17 protein-coding genes are annotated in these 16,458 nt (G+C 58.6%); 7 read left to right on the top strand and 10 right to left on the bottom strand.

The annotated features are described in order from the left end of the window. Positions 1–20: 20 nt before the first annotated feature. The 4 genes from RMS95_RS07520 to soxZ are packed head-to-tail and all read left to right on the top strand — an operon-like array spanning position 21 to position 3,452. Positions 21–479, top strand: coding sequence for a 2Fe-2S iron-sulfur cluster-binding protein (locus RMS95_RS07520; protein ID WP_310644990.1), 459 nt, complete (start codon positions 21–23; stop codon positions 477–479). Continuing rightward, positions 476–2,644, top strand: coding sequence for a xanthine dehydrogenase family protein molybdopterin-binding subunit (locus tag RMS95_RS07515; protein ID WP_310644988.1), 2,169 nt, complete (start codon positions 476–478; stop codon positions 2,642–2,644). Before RMS95_RS07520 ends, RMS95_RS07515 begins: the two co-directional genes overlap by 4 nt. Beyond that, positions 2,641–3,120 carry a thiosulfate oxidation carrier protein SoxY gene (locus tag RMS95_RS07510; RefSeq protein ID WP_310644986.1) on the top strand — a complete coding sequence of 160 codons (480 nt, stop codon included), beginning with the start codon at positions 2,641–2,643 and terminating at the stop codon, positions 3,118–3,120. Before RMS95_RS07515 ends, RMS95_RS07510 begins: the two co-directional genes overlap by 4 nt. Further along, positions 3,117–3,452 carry a thiosulfate oxidation carrier complex protein SoxZ gene (soxZ, locus tag RMS95_RS07505; protein WP_310644984.1) on the top strand — a complete coding sequence of 112 codons (336 nt, stop codon included), beginning with the start codon at positions 3,117–3,119 and terminating at the stop codon, positions 3,450–3,452. Before RMS95_RS07510 ends, soxZ begins: the two co-directional genes overlap by 4 nt. Here the strand turns inward: soxZ and RMS95_RS07500 are convergent. From RMS95_RS07500 to RMS95_RS07490, 3 genes are read right to left on the bottom strand one after another with little or no spacing between them, the layout of a single operon-like run. Then, on the bottom strand, positions 3,444–4,058 hold the full coding sequence (locus RMS95_RS07500; protein ID WP_310644982.1) for a carboxymuconolactone decarboxylase family protein: 615 nt from the start codon (positions 4,056–4,058) through the stop codon (positions 3,444–3,446). The genes soxZ and RMS95_RS07500 overlap by 9 nt on opposite strands. A gap of 25 nt (positions 4,059–4,083) precedes the next feature. Continuing rightward, positions 4,084–4,908: a TauD/TfdA family dioxygenase gene (locus RMS95_RS07495; RefSeq protein ID WP_310644980.1), complete on the bottom strand. Its 825-nt coding sequence runs from the start codon at positions 4,906–4,908 to the stop codon at positions 4,084–4,086. 25 nt (positions 4,909–4,933) lie between these two features. Next, positions 4,934–5,935: a tripartite tricarboxylate transporter substrate binding protein gene (locus RMS95_RS07490; protein WP_310644978.1), complete on the bottom strand. Its 1,002-nt coding sequence runs from the start codon at positions 5,933–5,935 to the stop codon at positions 4,934–4,936. 111 nt (positions 5,936–6,046) lie between these two features. Between RMS95_RS07490 and RMS95_RS07485 the strand changes: the two genes are divergently transcribed. Together RMS95_RS07485 and RMS95_RS07480 are read left to right on the top strand one after the other, a co-directional pair. Further along, positions 6,047–7,279, top strand: coding sequence for an MFS transporter (locus tag RMS95_RS07485; protein WP_310644976.1), 1,233 nt, complete (start codon positions 6,047–6,049; stop codon positions 7,277–7,279). Positions 7,280–7,364: 85 nt separating this feature from the next. Further along, positions 7,365–8,264: a hypothetical protein gene (locus RMS95_RS07480; RefSeq protein ID WP_310644975.1), complete on the top strand. Its 900-nt coding sequence runs from the start codon at positions 7,365–7,367 to the stop codon at positions 8,262–8,264. A 15-nt stretch (positions 8,265–8,279) separates the two neighbouring features. Here RMS95_RS07480 and RMS95_RS07475 read toward each other — a convergent pair whose 3' ends face one another. The 5 genes from RMS95_RS07475 to RMS95_RS07455 all read right to left on the bottom strand — a co-directional run bounded on the left by RMS95_RS07475 (position 8,280) and on the right by RMS95_RS07455 (position 12,813). Further along, entirely contained in the window at positions 8,280–8,588 is a 309-nt protein-coding gene (locus RMS95_RS07475; RefSeq protein ID WP_310644973.1) for a type II toxin-antitoxin system RelE/ParE family toxin, read from the bottom strand. Then, complete coding sequence (locus tag RMS95_RS07470) at positions 8,585–8,857, bottom strand: type II toxin-antitoxin system ParD family antitoxin (RefSeq protein ID WP_310644970.1); 273 nt, start codon at positions 8,855–8,857, stop codon at positions 8,585–8,587. The genes RMS95_RS07475 and RMS95_RS07470 overlap by 4 nt, the downstream gene beginning before the upstream one ends. Positions 8,858–8,979: 122 nt before the next feature. Next, positions 8,980–10,392 (bottom strand): DUF2130 domain-containing protein, encoded by a 1,413-nt coding sequence (locus RMS95_RS07465; protein ID WP_310644968.1) that lies wholly within the window; start codon positions 10,390–10,392, stop codon positions 8,980–8,982. A 144-nt stretch (positions 10,393–10,536) separates the two neighbouring features. Continuing rightward, positions 10,537–11,994, bottom strand: coding sequence for an ATP-binding protein (locus tag RMS95_RS07460; protein ID WP_310644966.1), 1,458 nt, complete (start codon positions 11,992–11,994; stop codon positions 10,537–10,539). Between the two features lie 102 nt (positions 11,995–12,096). Beyond that, entirely contained in the window at positions 12,097–12,813 is a 717-nt protein-coding gene (locus RMS95_RS07455) for a type I restriction-modification system subunit M N-terminal domain-containing protein (RefSeq protein ID WP_310644964.1), read from the bottom strand. 253 nt (positions 12,814–13,066) lie between these two features. Here RMS95_RS07455 and RMS95_RS07450 point away from each other — a divergent pair, with 253 nt between their 5' ends. Further along, a complete protein-coding gene (locus tag RMS95_RS07450) occupies positions 13,067–14,251 on the top strand; it encodes a Fic family protein (RefSeq protein WP_310644962.1) in 1,185 nt (394 codons plus the stop codon). Positions 14,252–14,325: 74 nt separating this feature from the next. Here the strand turns inward: RMS95_RS07450 and lpdA are convergent, their stop codons facing one another. Both lpdA and RMS95_RS07440 read right to left on the bottom strand, forming a co-directional pair. Further along, positions 14,326–16,194: a dihydrolipoyl dehydrogenase gene (lpdA, locus tag RMS95_RS07445; RefSeq protein WP_310644960.1), complete on the bottom strand. Its 1,869-nt coding sequence runs from the start codon at positions 16,192–16,194 to the stop codon at positions 14,326–14,328. 9 nt (positions 16,195–16,203) lie between these two features. Then, on the bottom strand, positions 16,204–16,458 hold a 255-nt coding region (locus RMS95_RS07440; protein WP_310644958.1), incomplete at its 5' end, for a 2-oxo acid dehydrogenase subunit E2.

The following is a 16,458-nucleotide window of genomic DNA, read 5'->3' as shown; positions in this document are numbered from 1 at the left end:
CACACACCTGAAAGCTAGCCATGAAACTGACCGTCAACGGGAAAAATCACACCCTCGATACCGAGCCCGAAATGCCTCTGCTGTGGGCCTTGCGCGATGAACTCGACATCAAGGGGCCTAAGTTCGGTTGTGGCGTGGCCCAATGTGGCGCGTGCACGGTGCTGCTCAATGGCGAGCCTGTGCGCTCGTGCTCGTACCCCGTGTCTGCGGCGGTTGGACAGAAAGTCATCACCATCGAAGGCCTCGCAGACAAAGACCGCTTGCATGCCGTGCAGCAAGCGTGGATCGATCACCAAGTGCCGCAATGCGGTTACTGCCAAAGCGGCCAAATTCTTGCGGCCGTGGCCTTGCTCAAGAAAAAACCCAAGCCCACCGATGACGACATCGATGCGGCCATGAGCAATATTTGCCGCTGCGGCACCTACGCCCGCATTCGCACCGCCATTCACGCCGCTGCCAAGAAAGGGACCCGCGCATGAGCACCCCACACACCCCCGTTGGCGTGGATCGCCGCCACTTTTTGAAAGTCTCTAGCAGCGCAACAGCTGGCTTGTCTTTGGGCTTTTTCGTGCCCGAGCGCGCCAGTGCGGCGGATGTGCCGCAGCTCAACGTGTGGGTCGAGATTGAACCCAACGACACCATCGTCATCCGTTACGCACGCGCTGAAATGGGCCAAGGCAGCATGACGTCTGCGCCCATGATCATTGCTGAAGAGTTGGATGCAGATTGGAAAAAAGTGCGCGTCGAATTCGCCACCGCACACGACAACCTGCGCACCAAACGCGCCTACGGCGACATGGCCTCGGTGGGCAGTCGAACCATCCGCAACTCACAAGAATACCTGCGCAAAGCCGGTGCCACAGCGCGCGAAATGCTGGTCGCCGCCGCGGCGCAGCAATGGGGCGTGCCTGCCAGTGAGTGCAAAGCATCGCTGAGCAAAGTCACCCATGCCGCCAGCAAACGCTCACTGAGCTATGGGCAGTTGGCAACAGCCGCAGCCAAGCTGCCAGCGCCCAAAGAGGTCCAACTCAAAGACCCTAAAGACTGGACGCTGATTGGCAAATCCATCCCACGCGTTGACATTCCAAGCATCGTGACGGGTCGCATCAAATACGGCATCGACACCCAACTGCCGGGCATGCTGCATGCAGCCGTGGCGGCTTGCCCCGTGTTCAATGGCAAGGTCAAAAACATGGATGCGTCGAAGGTGGAAAACCGCCGAGGCATCGTGAAGGTTTTGAACATGGGCGAGTTTGTGGCGGTGGTCGCCGACAACTGGTGGCGGGCCAAAGAGGCTTTGCGCGAAGTGGCGGTGGACTGGGACGTGGGCGAGCACGGCACCCTGAGCAGCGCCGCCATCATGGCCCAGTTCAAAGCGGGCATGGAACAAGCCGAGTTGGCCGTGGCGCGCAACGACGGCAACACCCCCGAAGCACTCGGCAAGGCAGCCAAAGTGGTCGAGGCCGATTACTTCACCCCCTACTTGGCCCATGCCACCATGGAGCCCATGGTGTGCACCGCGTGGCTACAAGGCGACCAATTGGAAGTGTGGTCGTCCACCCAAAACCCCGAAGCCACCTTGGCCGTCAGTGCGGCCACGGCAGGCGTGCCGCAGGCGAATGTCAAAGTTCACCCCGTGCAACTGGGTGGCGGTTTGGGCCGCAAGAGCCCGCAAGACTTCACACGCCAAGCCGTGATGATTGCCAAGGCCATGCCCGGCAAACCCGTCAAGATGCTGTGGACGCGCGAAGAAGAAATTCAGCACGGCCTGTACCGCCCGGCCAGCCTGATGCGCTTCAAGGCAGGCTTGGACGCCAGCGGCAAGGTCGATGCGCTGCACATCCGCGTGAGCGCACCGTCCATCTTGGCCACGCTGCTCAAGCTGCCTTTGCCCAAAGGCATCGACGGCCAAGCCGTGGCGAGTTTCAACGACCACCCCTACGACATCCCCAACACCTTGGTCGATTACGCGCAGCGCAACACCAATGTGCCTGTGGGCTTTTGGCGCTCAGTGGGCCACTCGCAAAACCCGTATGGGCGCGAGTGCTTCATCGACGAATTGGCACAAGCAGCGGGCAAGGACCCTGTGGCCTTTCGCCTCAGCATGTTGCCCAACAACGAAAAGTCCAAACGCGACCGCAGCATTCTCGAAGCCGTGACCAAGGCTGCAGGCTGGGGCAGCCCATTGCCTGCAGGCGTGTTCCGAGGCGTGGCAGAAACCGAAGGCTACGGCAGCTGGACGGCGTGCGTGTGCGAGGTGTCGGTGAACGTCAAAAACGAGGTGAAGATTCACCGCGTGGTGATTGGCATCGATCCCGGCTACGCCGTCAACCCTGACAACATCGTGGCCCAATTCCAAGGCAGTGTGGTGCATGGCTTGACCGCGATCTTCTGGGGAGAAAACACCATCAAAGAAGGTCGTGTGGAGCAATCCAATTTCCATGACTACCGCATGATGCGTTTGAACGAAATGCCCAAAGTTGAGGTGGTCATTGCGCCTACGGGTGGCTTCTGGGGTGGCGTGGGCGAACCGGCACAAGCGCCCTTGGCACCTGCTTTGGTCAACGCGATTTCTGCCGCGTTGGGCAAACGCATTCGCTCCTTGCCACTCAAAAACCATGGGCTGAGTTTGGCCAAGGCATGACCAAGACCTCGCGTCGACAGTGGCTGAAACACACGGCCTCGATGGCCTTGGCTTCAGCCGCCTTGCAAGGCGATTTGGCCTTGGCCCAAAAAATGGAATCGGGCCAATTGCAAACCTTGGCGCAAATGATGGACCCCATCATCCAAGGCGCCAAGCTGCTGCGACAAGACGTCACCCTGACGGCGCAACCCTTGGCTGATAACGGGTTTTTGGTGCCCATCGACGTGCACATCCAGAGCCCCATGACGGCACAAGACCATGTCACGCAGGTGTACTTGCTGTCGCAACGCAACCCTGTCACACGCATGGCGGTGTTTCACATGGGGCCTTGGAATGGCCGTGCAGAGATCAACACACGCATTCGGCTGGCGGGCACACAAACGGTGGTCGCCTTGGCACGTCTGTCCAACGGTGAATTTCGTTATGACGCCGTCGACATCATCGTGACCGAATCGGCCTGTGTGGACGCCTCATGAGCTTCGCCAGACTGCAATGGCCTGAACGCATCGTGAGCGGCGATGTGGTGAAAGTGCGCCTCTTGGTTCAACATCCCATGGACACGGGTTATCTGCAAAACCTGTTGGGCACACTGGTGCCGCGCAACATCATCCGACTGCTGACCTGCACGCTGGGTTCGCAAGAGGTCTTTCGCATCGAGCCGTCGTCGGGCATTTCGGCCAACCCGCTGTTTGAATTTTTTGTGCGCGCCACCGAGACCGGTGACATGCGTGTCGAGTGGGTGGATGACAAAGGCATTCGTGGGTCTTACCAGCAGACGATGACCGTGCTGGCTGGGGCGTCAAACTAAGGCGGCCAACTCGGCCTGCGCACCGTCTGGCAAAGGGTAGCCATCCACATTCAGTGACATGCAGACCAAGGTGTAGTAGCTCATGGTGGCCATCAAGTCCACCACACCGCGCTCACCAAAATGGCTGACGGCATCGGCATACGTCGCATCGCTCACCTGCTTGTGGCGCAGCAATTCGCTGCAAAACCGATGCACTACTTTGACGTCGGGCAACAAATCCTCGGGCACCGTTTGCCCCTTGGCGATGGCTTGAATCAAAGCCGGCGACAAGCCCGCCTCCTCTGCGATGCGGCGGTGTGCCCACCAGACAAACTGGGCCGTCCAGTCGCGTGCCACCAGCAAAATGGCCAGCTCGTTCAACGCCAAAGGCAGCGACGAATTGAAACGTGTTTGGGCGCCAAACTGCTGCGCCAATTGACCCACCTCAGGGCTGCGCAACAACACGTTGTACGGGCCTTGCATGGAGCCGCGTTTGCCGTCCAACACGGCACGCGTCATCGCCTGCTGCTCAGGACTCATCACGTCCCACGTCAGCGCTTGAAAACGGTTGCCACGCATGACAAATTCTGGATGAGGTTGCATTTTTTCTGGAAAGGTGTCGGACATCGGTTGGTCGCAATCGCTGGGGCATTTAAACGGGCTTGTCGCCCTTCAAGGTGATGCGATGCAAGACACGACGGAACCCGTGGTAATCGTTGATGGGGTTGTGCTGCGCACAGCGGTTGTCCCAGAACGTCAAGGTGTGAGGCTCCCAAGCCCAGCGACAGGTGAACTCCGGCTTGACTTGGTGTTGGAACAAAAAGTTCAGCAAAGACGCACTCTCTTGCTCCGTCAAACCGTCAATGCCGGCGGTGTGGGCCACGTTCACAAACAGCGCTTTGCGACCGGTTTCTGGATGGGTGCGCACCACGGGGTGCTTGCTGCTGAAGTCTTTGGGTGCCGAGGCTTTGCCGTCGGTTTTCAGCCGGTCTTCGCGCGTCTTCGACACGTCGGCTTTGGCCGAGGTGCTGATGCCTTGCAGACCTTGAAGCAAGCGCTGCATGGTGTCAGACAAAGCTTCATAAGCCGCGTACTGGCTGGCAAACAAGGTGTCGCCGCCGTAAGGCGGAATCTCTTTGGCCAGCAACATCGACCCCATGGGCGGAATGTCGAGGTAGGTGGTGTCCGAGTGCCACACGCCACCGAAATTCACCTTCTCATGCTCCAGCTTCTTCACCTCAATGATCTGTGGAAAGCCATCGAGGCCTTTGACAAACGGGTACTCCACGGGCTCGCCCATGGCGTTGGCGAAGTCCATGAACTGCTGAGAACTCAGGGGCTGGTTGCGAAGAAAAATCACCTCGTGCTTGAGAAAAACATCGCGAATTTCTGCAGCCAAATCTGGCGATATGGGTTGGGTCAAATCTACGCCGGAGATTTCTGCACCCAGTGCGCCGGCTATGCGTTTGATTTTCATGAAAATATGTCCTTGTCTGTTCGAATCAATCCGCGGTTGCGCCCGAGCTTTTCACCACGGCAGCCCACGTCTTGATGTCGGCGTGCAGCATGGCCTGAAACTCTTGCGGCGTGGACTCAAAAGGCTCCGCCCCCAAAGCGGCGAATTTGTCGAGGAGGTCTTTGTCCTCCATGATTTTTTTCACGTCCGCGTTGATCTGTTTGACCACGGCAGCAGGCGTGCCCTTGGAGGCAAACAAACCGAACCAAGGGTTGATCACAAAGCTCGGGAACCCCGACTCTGCGATGGTGGGAATGTCTTTGAACGCTGCAGCGCGTTTGGAGCCCGTCACCGCCAACCCTTTCACCGTGCCGCTGCGAATGTGTTGCGCCACAGAAGGCAAACTGGTGAACACCACTTGTATCTGCCCCGAGATCAAATCAGTCAAGGCAGGCGCGGCCCCTTTGTAGGGCACATGCTGCATCTTGGCCCCGCTGGCCGTGTTGAACATTTCACCCAACAAATGGTTGACCGACCCGTTGCCGGCTGAGCCAAAGGCAATCGGCTTGCCGGCCGAATAACTCACCAGCCCTTTGAGGTTGGTCACCGGCACAGCCGCGTTGACCACCGCGACAAAAGGCACGTTCGCCAAAGTGGCCACGGCCACAAAATCGGCCTCGGGATCGAAAGGCAACTTGCTGTAAATGCTGGGGTTGATGGCGTGCGACCCCACATACGACATCAAGAGCGTGTAGCCGTCCCCGGGGGCTTTGGCCACCACATCCATGCCGATGTTGCCGCCCGCCCCGGCCCGGTTTTCGACCACCACCGCTTGGCCCCATTTTTCAGACAGCTTTTGACCGACCATGCGGGCCAGTGCATCGGACGCGCCGCCTGGCGTTTGGGGCACGACGATGCGCACGGGTTTGGACGGAAAAACAGAGGGCCCCGTTTGCGCTTGCACAAACGGCGCGCCCAACACGGCCAATGCAAGACCCAAAACACACTGCACGCGCAGACGTTTATCGGAGTAAAAACTAAAAGTCATGCCATGTCTCTCGTCGTTTAAAAAGTTGAGAAATTCTGGCATGCCATGGGCATCCACCCAGTCTTTCACATGACAGCCTAACGGCTCATCCACCCCCAAGATAATGTCCACATGTCCCTCGTCCGCCACGCACTTCTGAAAGCGCTTTTTTCAAAAGCTCCCGCACTGGGCCCTTTCAGTGTCTGGCTGTCATTGCCCCAGCTCATCACCTGGGGCAGCGTGTTCTACACCTTCTCGTTGCTCATGACGCCGCTGGAGGCGGAGCTGGGCATGAGCCGCGCTGAATCATCGTTGGCCTTTAGTTTGGCTTTGCTGGCCGAGGGGCTGATGGCTTACCAAGTGGGGCGTTGGATCGATGCGGGGCATGAGCGTGCAGTGATGACCTTGGGCTCGCTGTGGGTCGGGCTGGGCTTGTTGGGCCACAGCTGCGTGCAGTCGGTCGGTGGTTTTTATGCCGCGTGGATTTGGCTGGGTTTGGGACTGGCCGCCACCTTGTACAGCCCCGCCTTTGCGGTGGTGACGCGGCGCTTTCCGCAAGACTTTCGCCGCGCCATCATCACCCTGACTTTTTTGGGTGGGCTGGCCAGCACCGTGTTTATTCCGCTCACCAGCTGGTGGATTGACCTGTGGGGTTGGCGTCAAGCCCTGTGGGCATTGGCGGCTTTGCAGCTGCTGGTGTGTGCGCCTTTGCATGCAAGGCTGTTGCGCGGCGCAGCGCCTAAGCGGTTGGCTACAGAACTCACAGACCACGCCCACACGCGGCCCGTGTCGGTGCGAGCGCATCTGCGGCAATCGCCGTTTTGGTTGCTGGCCGCTTTCATGCTGTTGATGATGGGCGTCACCTCGGCCCTGCCCGCCCACATGATTGCGCTGCTGCAAGAGGCGGGCTTGTCCCCCGCTTGGGTGATTGCCATTCCTGCGGCCATCGGCGTGATTCAAGTAGTGGGCCGCTTGCTGCTGTGGGTGTTTGAGCGCCATTGGGACGTGCACACGGCCAACCGCTGGATACCAGCCCTCATTCCGATGGGGCTTTTGGCGCTGCTGATCGGCGGCCTCAACCCCATTGCGGCCTTGGTGTTTGTGGTGTTCTTTGGCTTGGGCAATGGCATGAACACCATCGTCAAAGGCACGGCCATGGCCCAGTACGTGAGCCGCGACCATGTGGGCCAACTCAACGGTCTGCTGGGCCTGCCGATTGCGTTGGCCCGCGCTGCAGCACCGCTGGCCATGGGCTTGTTGTGGTCACCGCAACAAGGCTACGCACTGGCGTTGCAATGGCTGCTGGTGATCAGCGTGCTCAGCACGGGTGCGCTTTGGATGGCGCAGCGCAGAGCATTGCGCTAGTCACGACATCAGGCGCAGCGCCCACCTAAAATTGCTGACGGTTTCAAGCTCGGTGTTCGAGCCCGACCTCAACTGAACCCACACCATGTCAGACCCCACAGGCCTTAGCGCCGCCACACATTTTGAACATGCCAGCTCGGTGCTGGAATTTGCGAATTGCCAATGGCGCGTGCGCAGACCCAAGCCCTTTGTGTTGGTGATCGAAGGCGAAGTGGGCCATGAAAGTGCTCAGCCCAACGACTATCTGCACGACAAGCTGCTCTTGCCCGAATGGCGTGAAGCCTTTTACCAACTGGTCGATGCCACGGGCTTGGTGGTGTGCCTGAACGTGCACACCCAACACCCCACCTACCGCGACGTGCGCGGCCGCTCTAGCAAAGGGCGGCTGAGCCAAGGCGAGTACTACCACCACGACGGCTGCACCGGCCCCGTCAAGCCCCGCTTTGTAGAAATTCGCTGCCCCATCCAGCCGCAAACACGCGGCGTGGCCACCGCTGTAGCGCCGCATCACGATGTGGTCAAAGCCATGGTGCAAGTGCTGCCCGCCGAGCTGGCCGCCACGCCTGCACTAGCTGGGCAAGACATGAGCCCAGCCACCATCAGCCAGATGGACTACGCCGCGCTAGACCATTTGCAAGGCCTCATCACGCGCACCGTGCGCAAAAAGCTCAACGCCGAAGGCGCACGCAGCTACTTTCGCCAAGTGGATGCAAAGGCCAACGCCTACTTTGAACCTTGGGCCTTGGGCGAAAGCCGCTTCATTGCCAACGCCAACAGCGGCATCACCATGCAACACCGCCGCGCCTACCAAGCCCCACACACCGGCGGCGTGGCCAATGGCCACTTGGTCAAGCGCTGGACGAATGAAGAGCTGCTGCTACCTGGACAAGTGGTTGACCATGCCTTGATTGCTGCGCTGTGCAGTGAGGAAGGTGATGACGTGGATGGGGAGCGGGCTGAGGGGTGTTACCTCGGGGCGCACTGAGCATTGAGCGCCAAATTACAGGTGCGCTGGAACGTCCATGCGTTGATTCAAGATGCGCACCACCTCCACCCTATCTCGGGCTTGGCATTTGAAAAATATCATGTGCAAACCAACGAGGCACTTGCGGTATCCCGCACGTATGTGTTCTGCACTTTGCCCAGCTTGTCGCCCCTTTGCCAAGGTTTGCGCCAACTCTTCACAGGCTGCATGAATCGCCAGCACATAGGCATCGGCTTGATCGGCACCCCAGTAGCTATAGCTGTAGTCCCAAATATCTGAAATATCCGCCAGGGCAAGTGGCGAAAGCAGGTAGCCGCCGCTCACTTGGTAGCCGCAGTTTTACCGGTTGCGCCCGCTGTCTTCTGTCGCTTAGATTTTAAAAAATCATCCACATCGAAGCTGGTGCTGACGCCACTGTTTTCGCCATCTTCCAGCGCCGCACGCAAGGTGGCCAGTTGAGTCTCATGCGCTTCAAGCTGCCGCAATCCAGCCCGCACCACCTCACTGGCAGAGCCGTAGCGCCCTTGGCTGATTTGCTGCGCAATAAATGCGCCGAAATGATCGCCGAGCGAGATAGATGTGTTTCGGGTCATGGTGCCTGCTCCGAGTGTGCGTGTTGCTTGAAGGCTCAGATATTACCAACGAATCGTATCCATTGGTAGTTTTTACCCTCTGTCGACATCCCCGCGCCCACTACCCAATCGCAGCCTCAGCCTCAGTCGGGGGTGTTCCCCGGCAACTCTGCAAACTTGGCGGCCATCGTGGGGTTGCCCCGGGTGAGCTTCTTGATCGTCAAGTCGTCGGCCTTGTCGTTGGCCAGGCGCAAATTGTTGGCCGACTTGTGCAGCGCTTCCTTGGTTTTTTCCAGGTCCTTGATCGCTTCGTCAATGCGCTTGACGGCTTCTTCAAAACCCTCAGAGGCCAAGCGCCAATTGCGACCAAACGCCGTCTTGAATTCGTCCAGCTGGGTTTCGAACTTGGTGATGTCCACGTTCTGTGAGCGCACCAGGGCCAGCTCGGATTTATACTTCATCGCGTTTAAAGCCGCATTGCGCAACAGCGTGATCAGGGGCACAAAAAACTGTGGCCGCACCACGTACATCTTGGGGTAGCGGTGCGACACATCGACGATGCCGCTGTTGTACAACTCGCTCTCCGGCTCCAGCAGGGACACCAGCACCGCGTACTCGCAGGCTTTTTCTGTGCGGTCTTTGTCCAGCTCTTTCAGAAAATCTTCGTTCCGCTTCTTGGTGGCCGTTTCGTCGCTTTCGTTCTTCATCTCAAACATGATGGAGACGATCTCGGCACCCGACTCGTCCGAGTCGCGAAAAATGTAGTCGCCCTTGCTGCCGGTGCGGGCGTCATTGTCTTTCTCAAAATGCGCGCGCTGAAAGGCGGCCGAACGGATGCGGTTGAACTCGATCTCGCAGTGCTGCTCCAGGGTTTCACCCACCATCTTGGTCGACAGCCGCGCCTTCATGTCGCGCAGGCGCGCAATCTCGCCATCACGGTCGCGCAGCTGCAAGGCGAATTGCTCCTTGATGGCTTTCGCTTCCAGCTGGTTTTTCACGGCGATGAGATTGAGGTCATTTTTCAAGCCATCGCGCTCTCGGGCGACCACACCCACTGCCTCGTTCACAGCCAATTGGCGGGCTGTCTCGGTGGCCTCCAGCTTGGCTTGCAGCGCCTGAATTTCGGCGTCTTTTTTGGCAGCTTCGGCCTGCAGCGCATGGGCCAGCTTGGCCTCGGCCAACTGGGCAGCCGCTTGGCTGCTGTTGCGCGCCCTCTCCTGTTCGGTCTTCAGCTCGTTGGCCAACGCATCGCGCTCTTTGCTCACCGTGCCCAAAGCCTCCGTCACCGCCAGCTTGCGCGCCACCTCGCCCGCATCGAGCTGGGCTTTCAGCGCCTGAATCTCCGTGTCTTTGGCCGCCGCAGCCTTTTGCAGCGCATTGGTGACATTGGCCTCGGCCAAGGCAATCGCGTCGCGCTTTTCCCGCTCGGCCAGCTCCAGCCGCTCGTGCAACTGCTTTTCAAAATCGCCATCGCGCACCTGTTTGAGGATGTCGGCGTACCCCGCTTCGTCGATCTTGAAGGCTTTGTGGCAGTGGGGGCAGATGATTTCGTGCATGGGGAATAAACTTTCTCTTGTTAATTGGGCTGGCATCAAATACCCAGCAAGCACCCAAAGATCTATAAACCATTGATTTATATATACTTTTTCAAAAATTCTTAGCCACCCAGACCTATTCCATCAAATACCCAGCAAGTAAATTCAGGCCCAACTTGGCAGGTAACGCCGAGTCTTTGGGGGCGCAGTCGGGTCTTGCAAGCGGATAACACCGGCCCCCAGTGCCTCTTTGATCAGCCTTGACGCGGTGGCACTGTTTTTGGCGTCAATGCCAAAGCGATCCCGCAAGGTTGTGTTGGTCATAAACTCGCGCTCTACGTAGCGCAAGCAGGCATGCAAATAAACCGCCCGCACGCGATCGGCTTGCTCCATCTTCGTCAAGGTCCGAGGCGCAAACAAGGTACTTCGGGTGGAGTCGCCCGTTACCTCAAAAGCCGGTGCAGGCAATTGGTAAAACTCGGCTTGAAACACCACCTTGTCTACCCCGCTGCCGCGCTCTTCGCAAATGCCCATGCGCCGCATCAGCGAGGCCAGCCGCTCATTGCGCGACCGGGGCGGGCTGTCCAGCATGCGCGAGGTATCCACCAAGGGCACGCCGGGGTTGGTGATCTCCATGCGGTCGTCGAAGATTTCGACCATCGGCCCGCTGCCGCTAACAGACAAGTCTTGGTGAATCAGCGCATTGGCTACCAGCTCGCGTATGGCCAGCTCGGGGTACACCGGCACCGCCTTGCGCAAGGCCCGTCCAATGACCTCGTTCACGGGCAACAAATTGTTGATGAAGCCCACCAAACCTTCAAACCCGCTGGCGTAGCCCTTGGCACCCACTTGCTCACGCAGGGTTTCCACCCGGCCCTTGCCTTTGTAAACCACCACCCGCACCGCCTTGCGCTGCAAGCGGCCAAAGTCTGACAACTGCTTGGCCAACAAAATGGCGCCCACGTTCAGCACATTCCAGTGCCCGCCGCCCGCCGCTTCTATCAGTCGGTCAGCCGCCAACGCCTCCAAAATGGCACTGTGCCCATCGGGCAAAGCCCGCCCCACCAAATCAAAATAACTGGGGTAGTCCAGCAGCCGCAACACCTCTTCGCCCGTGAGCTTTTCGGCAGCTGGCAAACGCTCAAATGGCGTGGCATCCAGAGCCCGCCAAAGCGCCCGTTCCTTCTCAGGGAAGTCTTTCAAACGCTTTTTGTAAGAGCCCACGCGTATGAATTCAGCCCCTGCAAACTGCACAGGGTGCCGCGTTGCGCAGTCAATCTGCAGCAGCACCAGCCTTGTGCCGTTCACATCTAAAGGGATGAACTGAAAACCCAGCTTGGGCGAAAGCTGGCGCAGCAGCCAACTCTCAAGCTCTTCATTGCCCACACGCTTGCTGAACGGGTCAAAAGATGTGCCCAGCAAGGCATGGGTAACGTCCTCCACACCCCACAGCAGGTAGGCATGGGCTTTGCCCTCCAGCGCGCAAGCATTGGCCAGTGCAGAAATGTATTCACCAATCTCCTGAGGCTCAGCATTGTTGTGCTTGAACTCCACCCAGCCCGCCTCGTGCGGCATGGCGCACAGCTCTTGCACCAAGCTGGCCCAGTACTGTGCATCACGCATAAGGTACCTCCTTCGGTTTGACATGGCGCAGCGACCGCACAGGCGGATCTGTGCATTCGCTGTGGATTTTGCCTATGAAACAGGTGGGATTCATTGGTCTGACTATTCAGTATTTCCTGAGGGTTTCCCGGCAATAACCGCCTTTGATGCTGGCTTCAAAGCGGCCAACCCATCCTTCGCAAGTTGCATAACTGAGTTCGCGAAATCCGGTACGACCTCGGTTGCTTTCCGGACAACATCCGAGGACGCAAGTTCATGCCATGGGCTACCGTGAGTGGTCGTTTCAACTAAGCGAAGTGGCTGCTCATCAAGACGGCTCAGTGCAGATGAAAACAATCGTGCAACAAATACCTCGTCTATGTTCGAAGCCTCACGTCGGTACCCTTCATATGCCCGCGACACCGATGCTTTGAAAGCGTAGTCCTCAGCGAGCCGGAAGCCAATGAATTCGGCGAACTTGAAGTGGTCAAAAATCTCGCGGGCGTCTTTGGAAAAGCACTGGATGTAGCGCTCCAGATTGGCCTTGATGCCCGACTCGCCCAGGGTGCTCAGGTCCATGGGTGAGGTGTTGAAAAAGCTAAGCCCTCCGGTAGCGCGCAACAGCAGCTTTTCCTTGGCCTCTTCGGCAATGGCCATCTTCTCCACCTTGGCGGCCTCAAGCAGCACAGCAGACTTGCTACTTTCCAACACACATTCCAGACGGCGCAGCAGGGCAAAGGGCAGGATGACGCGGCCATATTGGCTCTGTTTAAAGTCGCCGCGCAGCAGGTCGGCAAGCGCCCACAGATCGGCGGCGAGGTTGTTGGTTTCTTGGGTCATTTTTTACGAACTAGGGGTTGGAATTTCAACCTGATAAGGCCACAAGTATTACATGGGGTTGAGAGGGAATTGGCCAATCCGTTGCTCAGGGCTATGAAGAACAAAGCGTCTACTTTTAGCTAGACGGCAAGTCCGTGCAGCTGCCGTGCATCATCGCTGCCTCCATGCCTTTGCGGCGATAAAACCACACAATCACCGCAAAATATGCGCTGAATAACTTCCGTATGAGGTGTATTCACCGCATAATCACCGCATGAATAGCGGCGATAAACTTTATGTTTGGCAACAAGACACTTGGCCCAAGTGGACCTACGCGCACGCGCGTTTGGCCCCACTGCTAGCGCAAGTGCACCACGCACAAGGCCTGCTGCTGGGCCGCATGCACGACATTGGCCTTGAGCAACGCGACCAAGCCACCCTGCGCGTGCTGACCGAAGACGTGATCAAGACCAGCGAGATCGAAGGTGAAATGCTCAACCCCGAGTCGGTGCGCTCGTCCATCGCTCGCCGCTTAGGCGTGGACATTGGTGCACTGGCCCCGACCGACCGCCATGTGGACGGCGTGGTGGACATGGTGCTAGACGCCACCCAACAGCACGACCAAGCACTGACCGTGCAGCGCCTGTGCGGCTGGCACGCTGCCCTCTTCCCCACGGGCTACAGCGGCATGACGCCCATACGCGTAGGTGCGTGGCGCAACGATGCGCAAGGCCCCATGCAAGTGGTGTCTGGCCCGCTGCACCGCCCACGCGTGCACTACCAAGCCCCGCCTGCGAATACGCTAAACGCTGAAATGGCGTTGTTCCTAGATTGGTTCAACACCGCCAGCCAAGACGACCCGCTGATCAAAGCTGGCCTAGCCCACTTGTGGTTTGTCACCGTGCACCCGATGGACGATGGCAATGGCCGCATGGGCCGCGCTGTAGGCGACTTGGCACTGGCCCGCGCTGAAGGCACTGCACAGCGCTACTACAGCCTGTCGGCACAAATCCAGCGCGAACGCAAAGACTATTACGACAAACTCGAACGCACCCAAAAAGGCACGCTGGACGTGACCGATTGGCTAGAGTGGTTTTTAGGCTGCCTGCTGCGCGCCGTCCAAGGCGCACAAGGCACACTGTCTGCCGTACTAGGCAAAGCCAACTTCTGGCGGCAATGGGCCGACACACCCATGAACGAGCGACAAATCAAACTGCTCAACAAACTGCTAGATGGTTTTGACGGCAAGCTCACCACCAGCAAGTGGGCAGCGATTGCCAAATGCTCGCAAGACACCGCGCTGCGCGACATCAACGAGCTGCTAGAGCGTGGTGTGTTGATGCGGTCTGAGGCGAGTGGGCGGAGTACGAGTTATGAAATTCGATCAATGCCGGTTGATGCATTTGGCAGCATCAAGCAAGGTTTGAATGAGGCTATTGCTCACGCAAAAAATCAATAAACACTGAGCTGGCAGAACGTAAAAAGCCGCCAACCTTTCAGGTTGGCGGCTTCTTCATTTAAAGCGCGAAGCGTTTACTTCTTGCCAGGCGGCAAGTCCGTGCAACTGCCATGCGCCACTTCTGCCGCCATGCCGATGCTTTCGCCCAGCGTGGGGTGGGGGTGGATGGTTTTGCCGATGTCCACGGCGTCTGCGCCCATTTCGATGGCCAGAGCAATCTCGCCGATCATGTCGCCCGCGTGCGTGCCCACCATGCCGCCGCCCAAGATCTTGCCGTGGCCGTGGGCCTCGGGCGAATCGTCAAACAACAGTTTGGTCACGCCTTCGTCGCGGCCGTTGGCAATGGCGCGGCCCGAGGCGGTCCAAGGGAACAAGCCCTTTTTCACCTTGATGCCTTGCGCTTTGGCTTGGTCTTCGGTCAAGCCCACCCATGCCACTTCGGGGTCGGTGTAGGCCACGCTGGGGATGACGCGTGCGTTAAACGCAGCGGCTGCCAGCTCTTTGTTGCCTTGCAGTTCGCCCGCAATCACTTCGGCCGCCACATGTGCTTCGTGCACCGCTTTGTGCGCCAACATGGGCTGGCCCACGATGTCGCCAATGGCGAAGATGTGCGGCACGTTGGTGCGCATTTGAATGTCGACGTTGATGAAGCCGCGGTCGGTCACAGCCACGCCTGCCTTTTCAGCAGCGAGTTTTTTGCCGTTGGGCGTACGGCCCACGGCTTGCAACACGAGGTCGTACACCTGCGGCGCGGGGGCTGTGCCGCCCTCTTCTGCCGGTGCAAACGTGACTTCAATGCCTTCGGGCAAGGCGCGTGCGGACACGGTCTTGGTCTTGAGCATGATGTTGTCAAAGCGCTTGGCGTTCATCTTTTGCCAGACCTTGACCAAGTCGCGGTCAGCGCCTTGCATGAGGCCGTCCATCATTTCCACCACGTCCAGGCGTGCGCCCAGCGTGCTGTAAACGGTGCCCATTTCCAGGCCGATGATGCCGCCACCCAAAATCAGCATGCGCTTGGGCACTTCTTTGAGTTCCAAAGCGCCGGTGCTGTCCACCACGCGTGGGTCGTTGGGCATGAAAGGCAAACGCACAGCTTGAGAGCCTGCAGCGATGATGGCGCGTTTGAACGCGATCACTTTTTTGCTGCCGTTTTGTTCTTGCGCAGTGCCGGTGGTCTCAGACACTTCAAGGTGATGTGCACCTACAAACTGACCCAAGCCGCGCACGGTGGTGACCTTACGCATCTTGGCCATGGCAGCCAAGCCGCCTGTGAGTTTGCCAATGACTTTTTCTTTGTGGCCGCGCAGCTTGTCGATGTTGACAGCGGGTGTACCGAAGTCCACGCCGAGGTCAGCCATGTGAGCCACTTCGTCCATCACCGCTGCGACGTGCAGCAAGGCTTTGGAGGGAATGCAACCCACGTTCAAACACACGCCGCCCAAGGTGGCGTAGCGCTCAACGATGACCACGTTCAAGCCGAGGTCAGCCGCACGGAACGCGGCTGAATAACCGCCGGGGCCACCGCCCAACACGAGCAAGTCACACTCGATGTCTGCAGAGCCACCGAAGCTCGAAGCCACAGGTGCAGGACCTGCAGCCACCGCAGGCGCTGCGGCTGAAGCAGTTGCAACGGCCGGTACCGACGTGGGTGTAGATGCCGGTGTAGGTGCAGCAGCGGGTGCTGAGGCAGCAGGCGCAGCAGCGCCCTCGCCTTCGAGCACCAACACGACCGAGCCTTGCTTGACCTTATCGCCCAGCTTGATCTTCAACTCTTTCACCACGCCCGCGTGTGACGATGGAATTTCCATCGACGCTTTGTCGGACTCCACGGTGATGAGTGATTGTTCAGCCTTGACGGTGTCGCCCACTTTGACGAGCAACTCGATCACGGCCACTTCGTCGAAGTCGCCGATGTCTGGAACTTTGATATCAATCATTGCCATATCAAATCCTTAGAGAAGTACGCGACGGAAGTCGCTGAGGATTTGACCGAGGAACGCGTTGAAGCGTGCCGCTGCGGCGCCGTCGATGACGCGGTGATCCCACGTCAAGCTCAAAGGCAACATCAAACGTGGCACAAATTCTTTGCCGTTCCACACGGGTTCCATGGTGCTCTTGCACACACCGAGGATGGCCACTTCGGGCGCGTTGATGATGGGCGTGAAGTACTTGCCACCAATGCCGCCGAGGCTAGAGATGGTGAAAGT

This window comes from Limnohabitans sp. (genome assembly GCF_031539175.1).
Classification (GTDB): Bacteria; Pseudomonadota; Gammaproteobacteria; order Burkholderiales; family Burkholderiaceae_C; genus Limnohabitans.
This window is presented reverse-complemented; position numbering and strand designations above follow the sequence as displayed.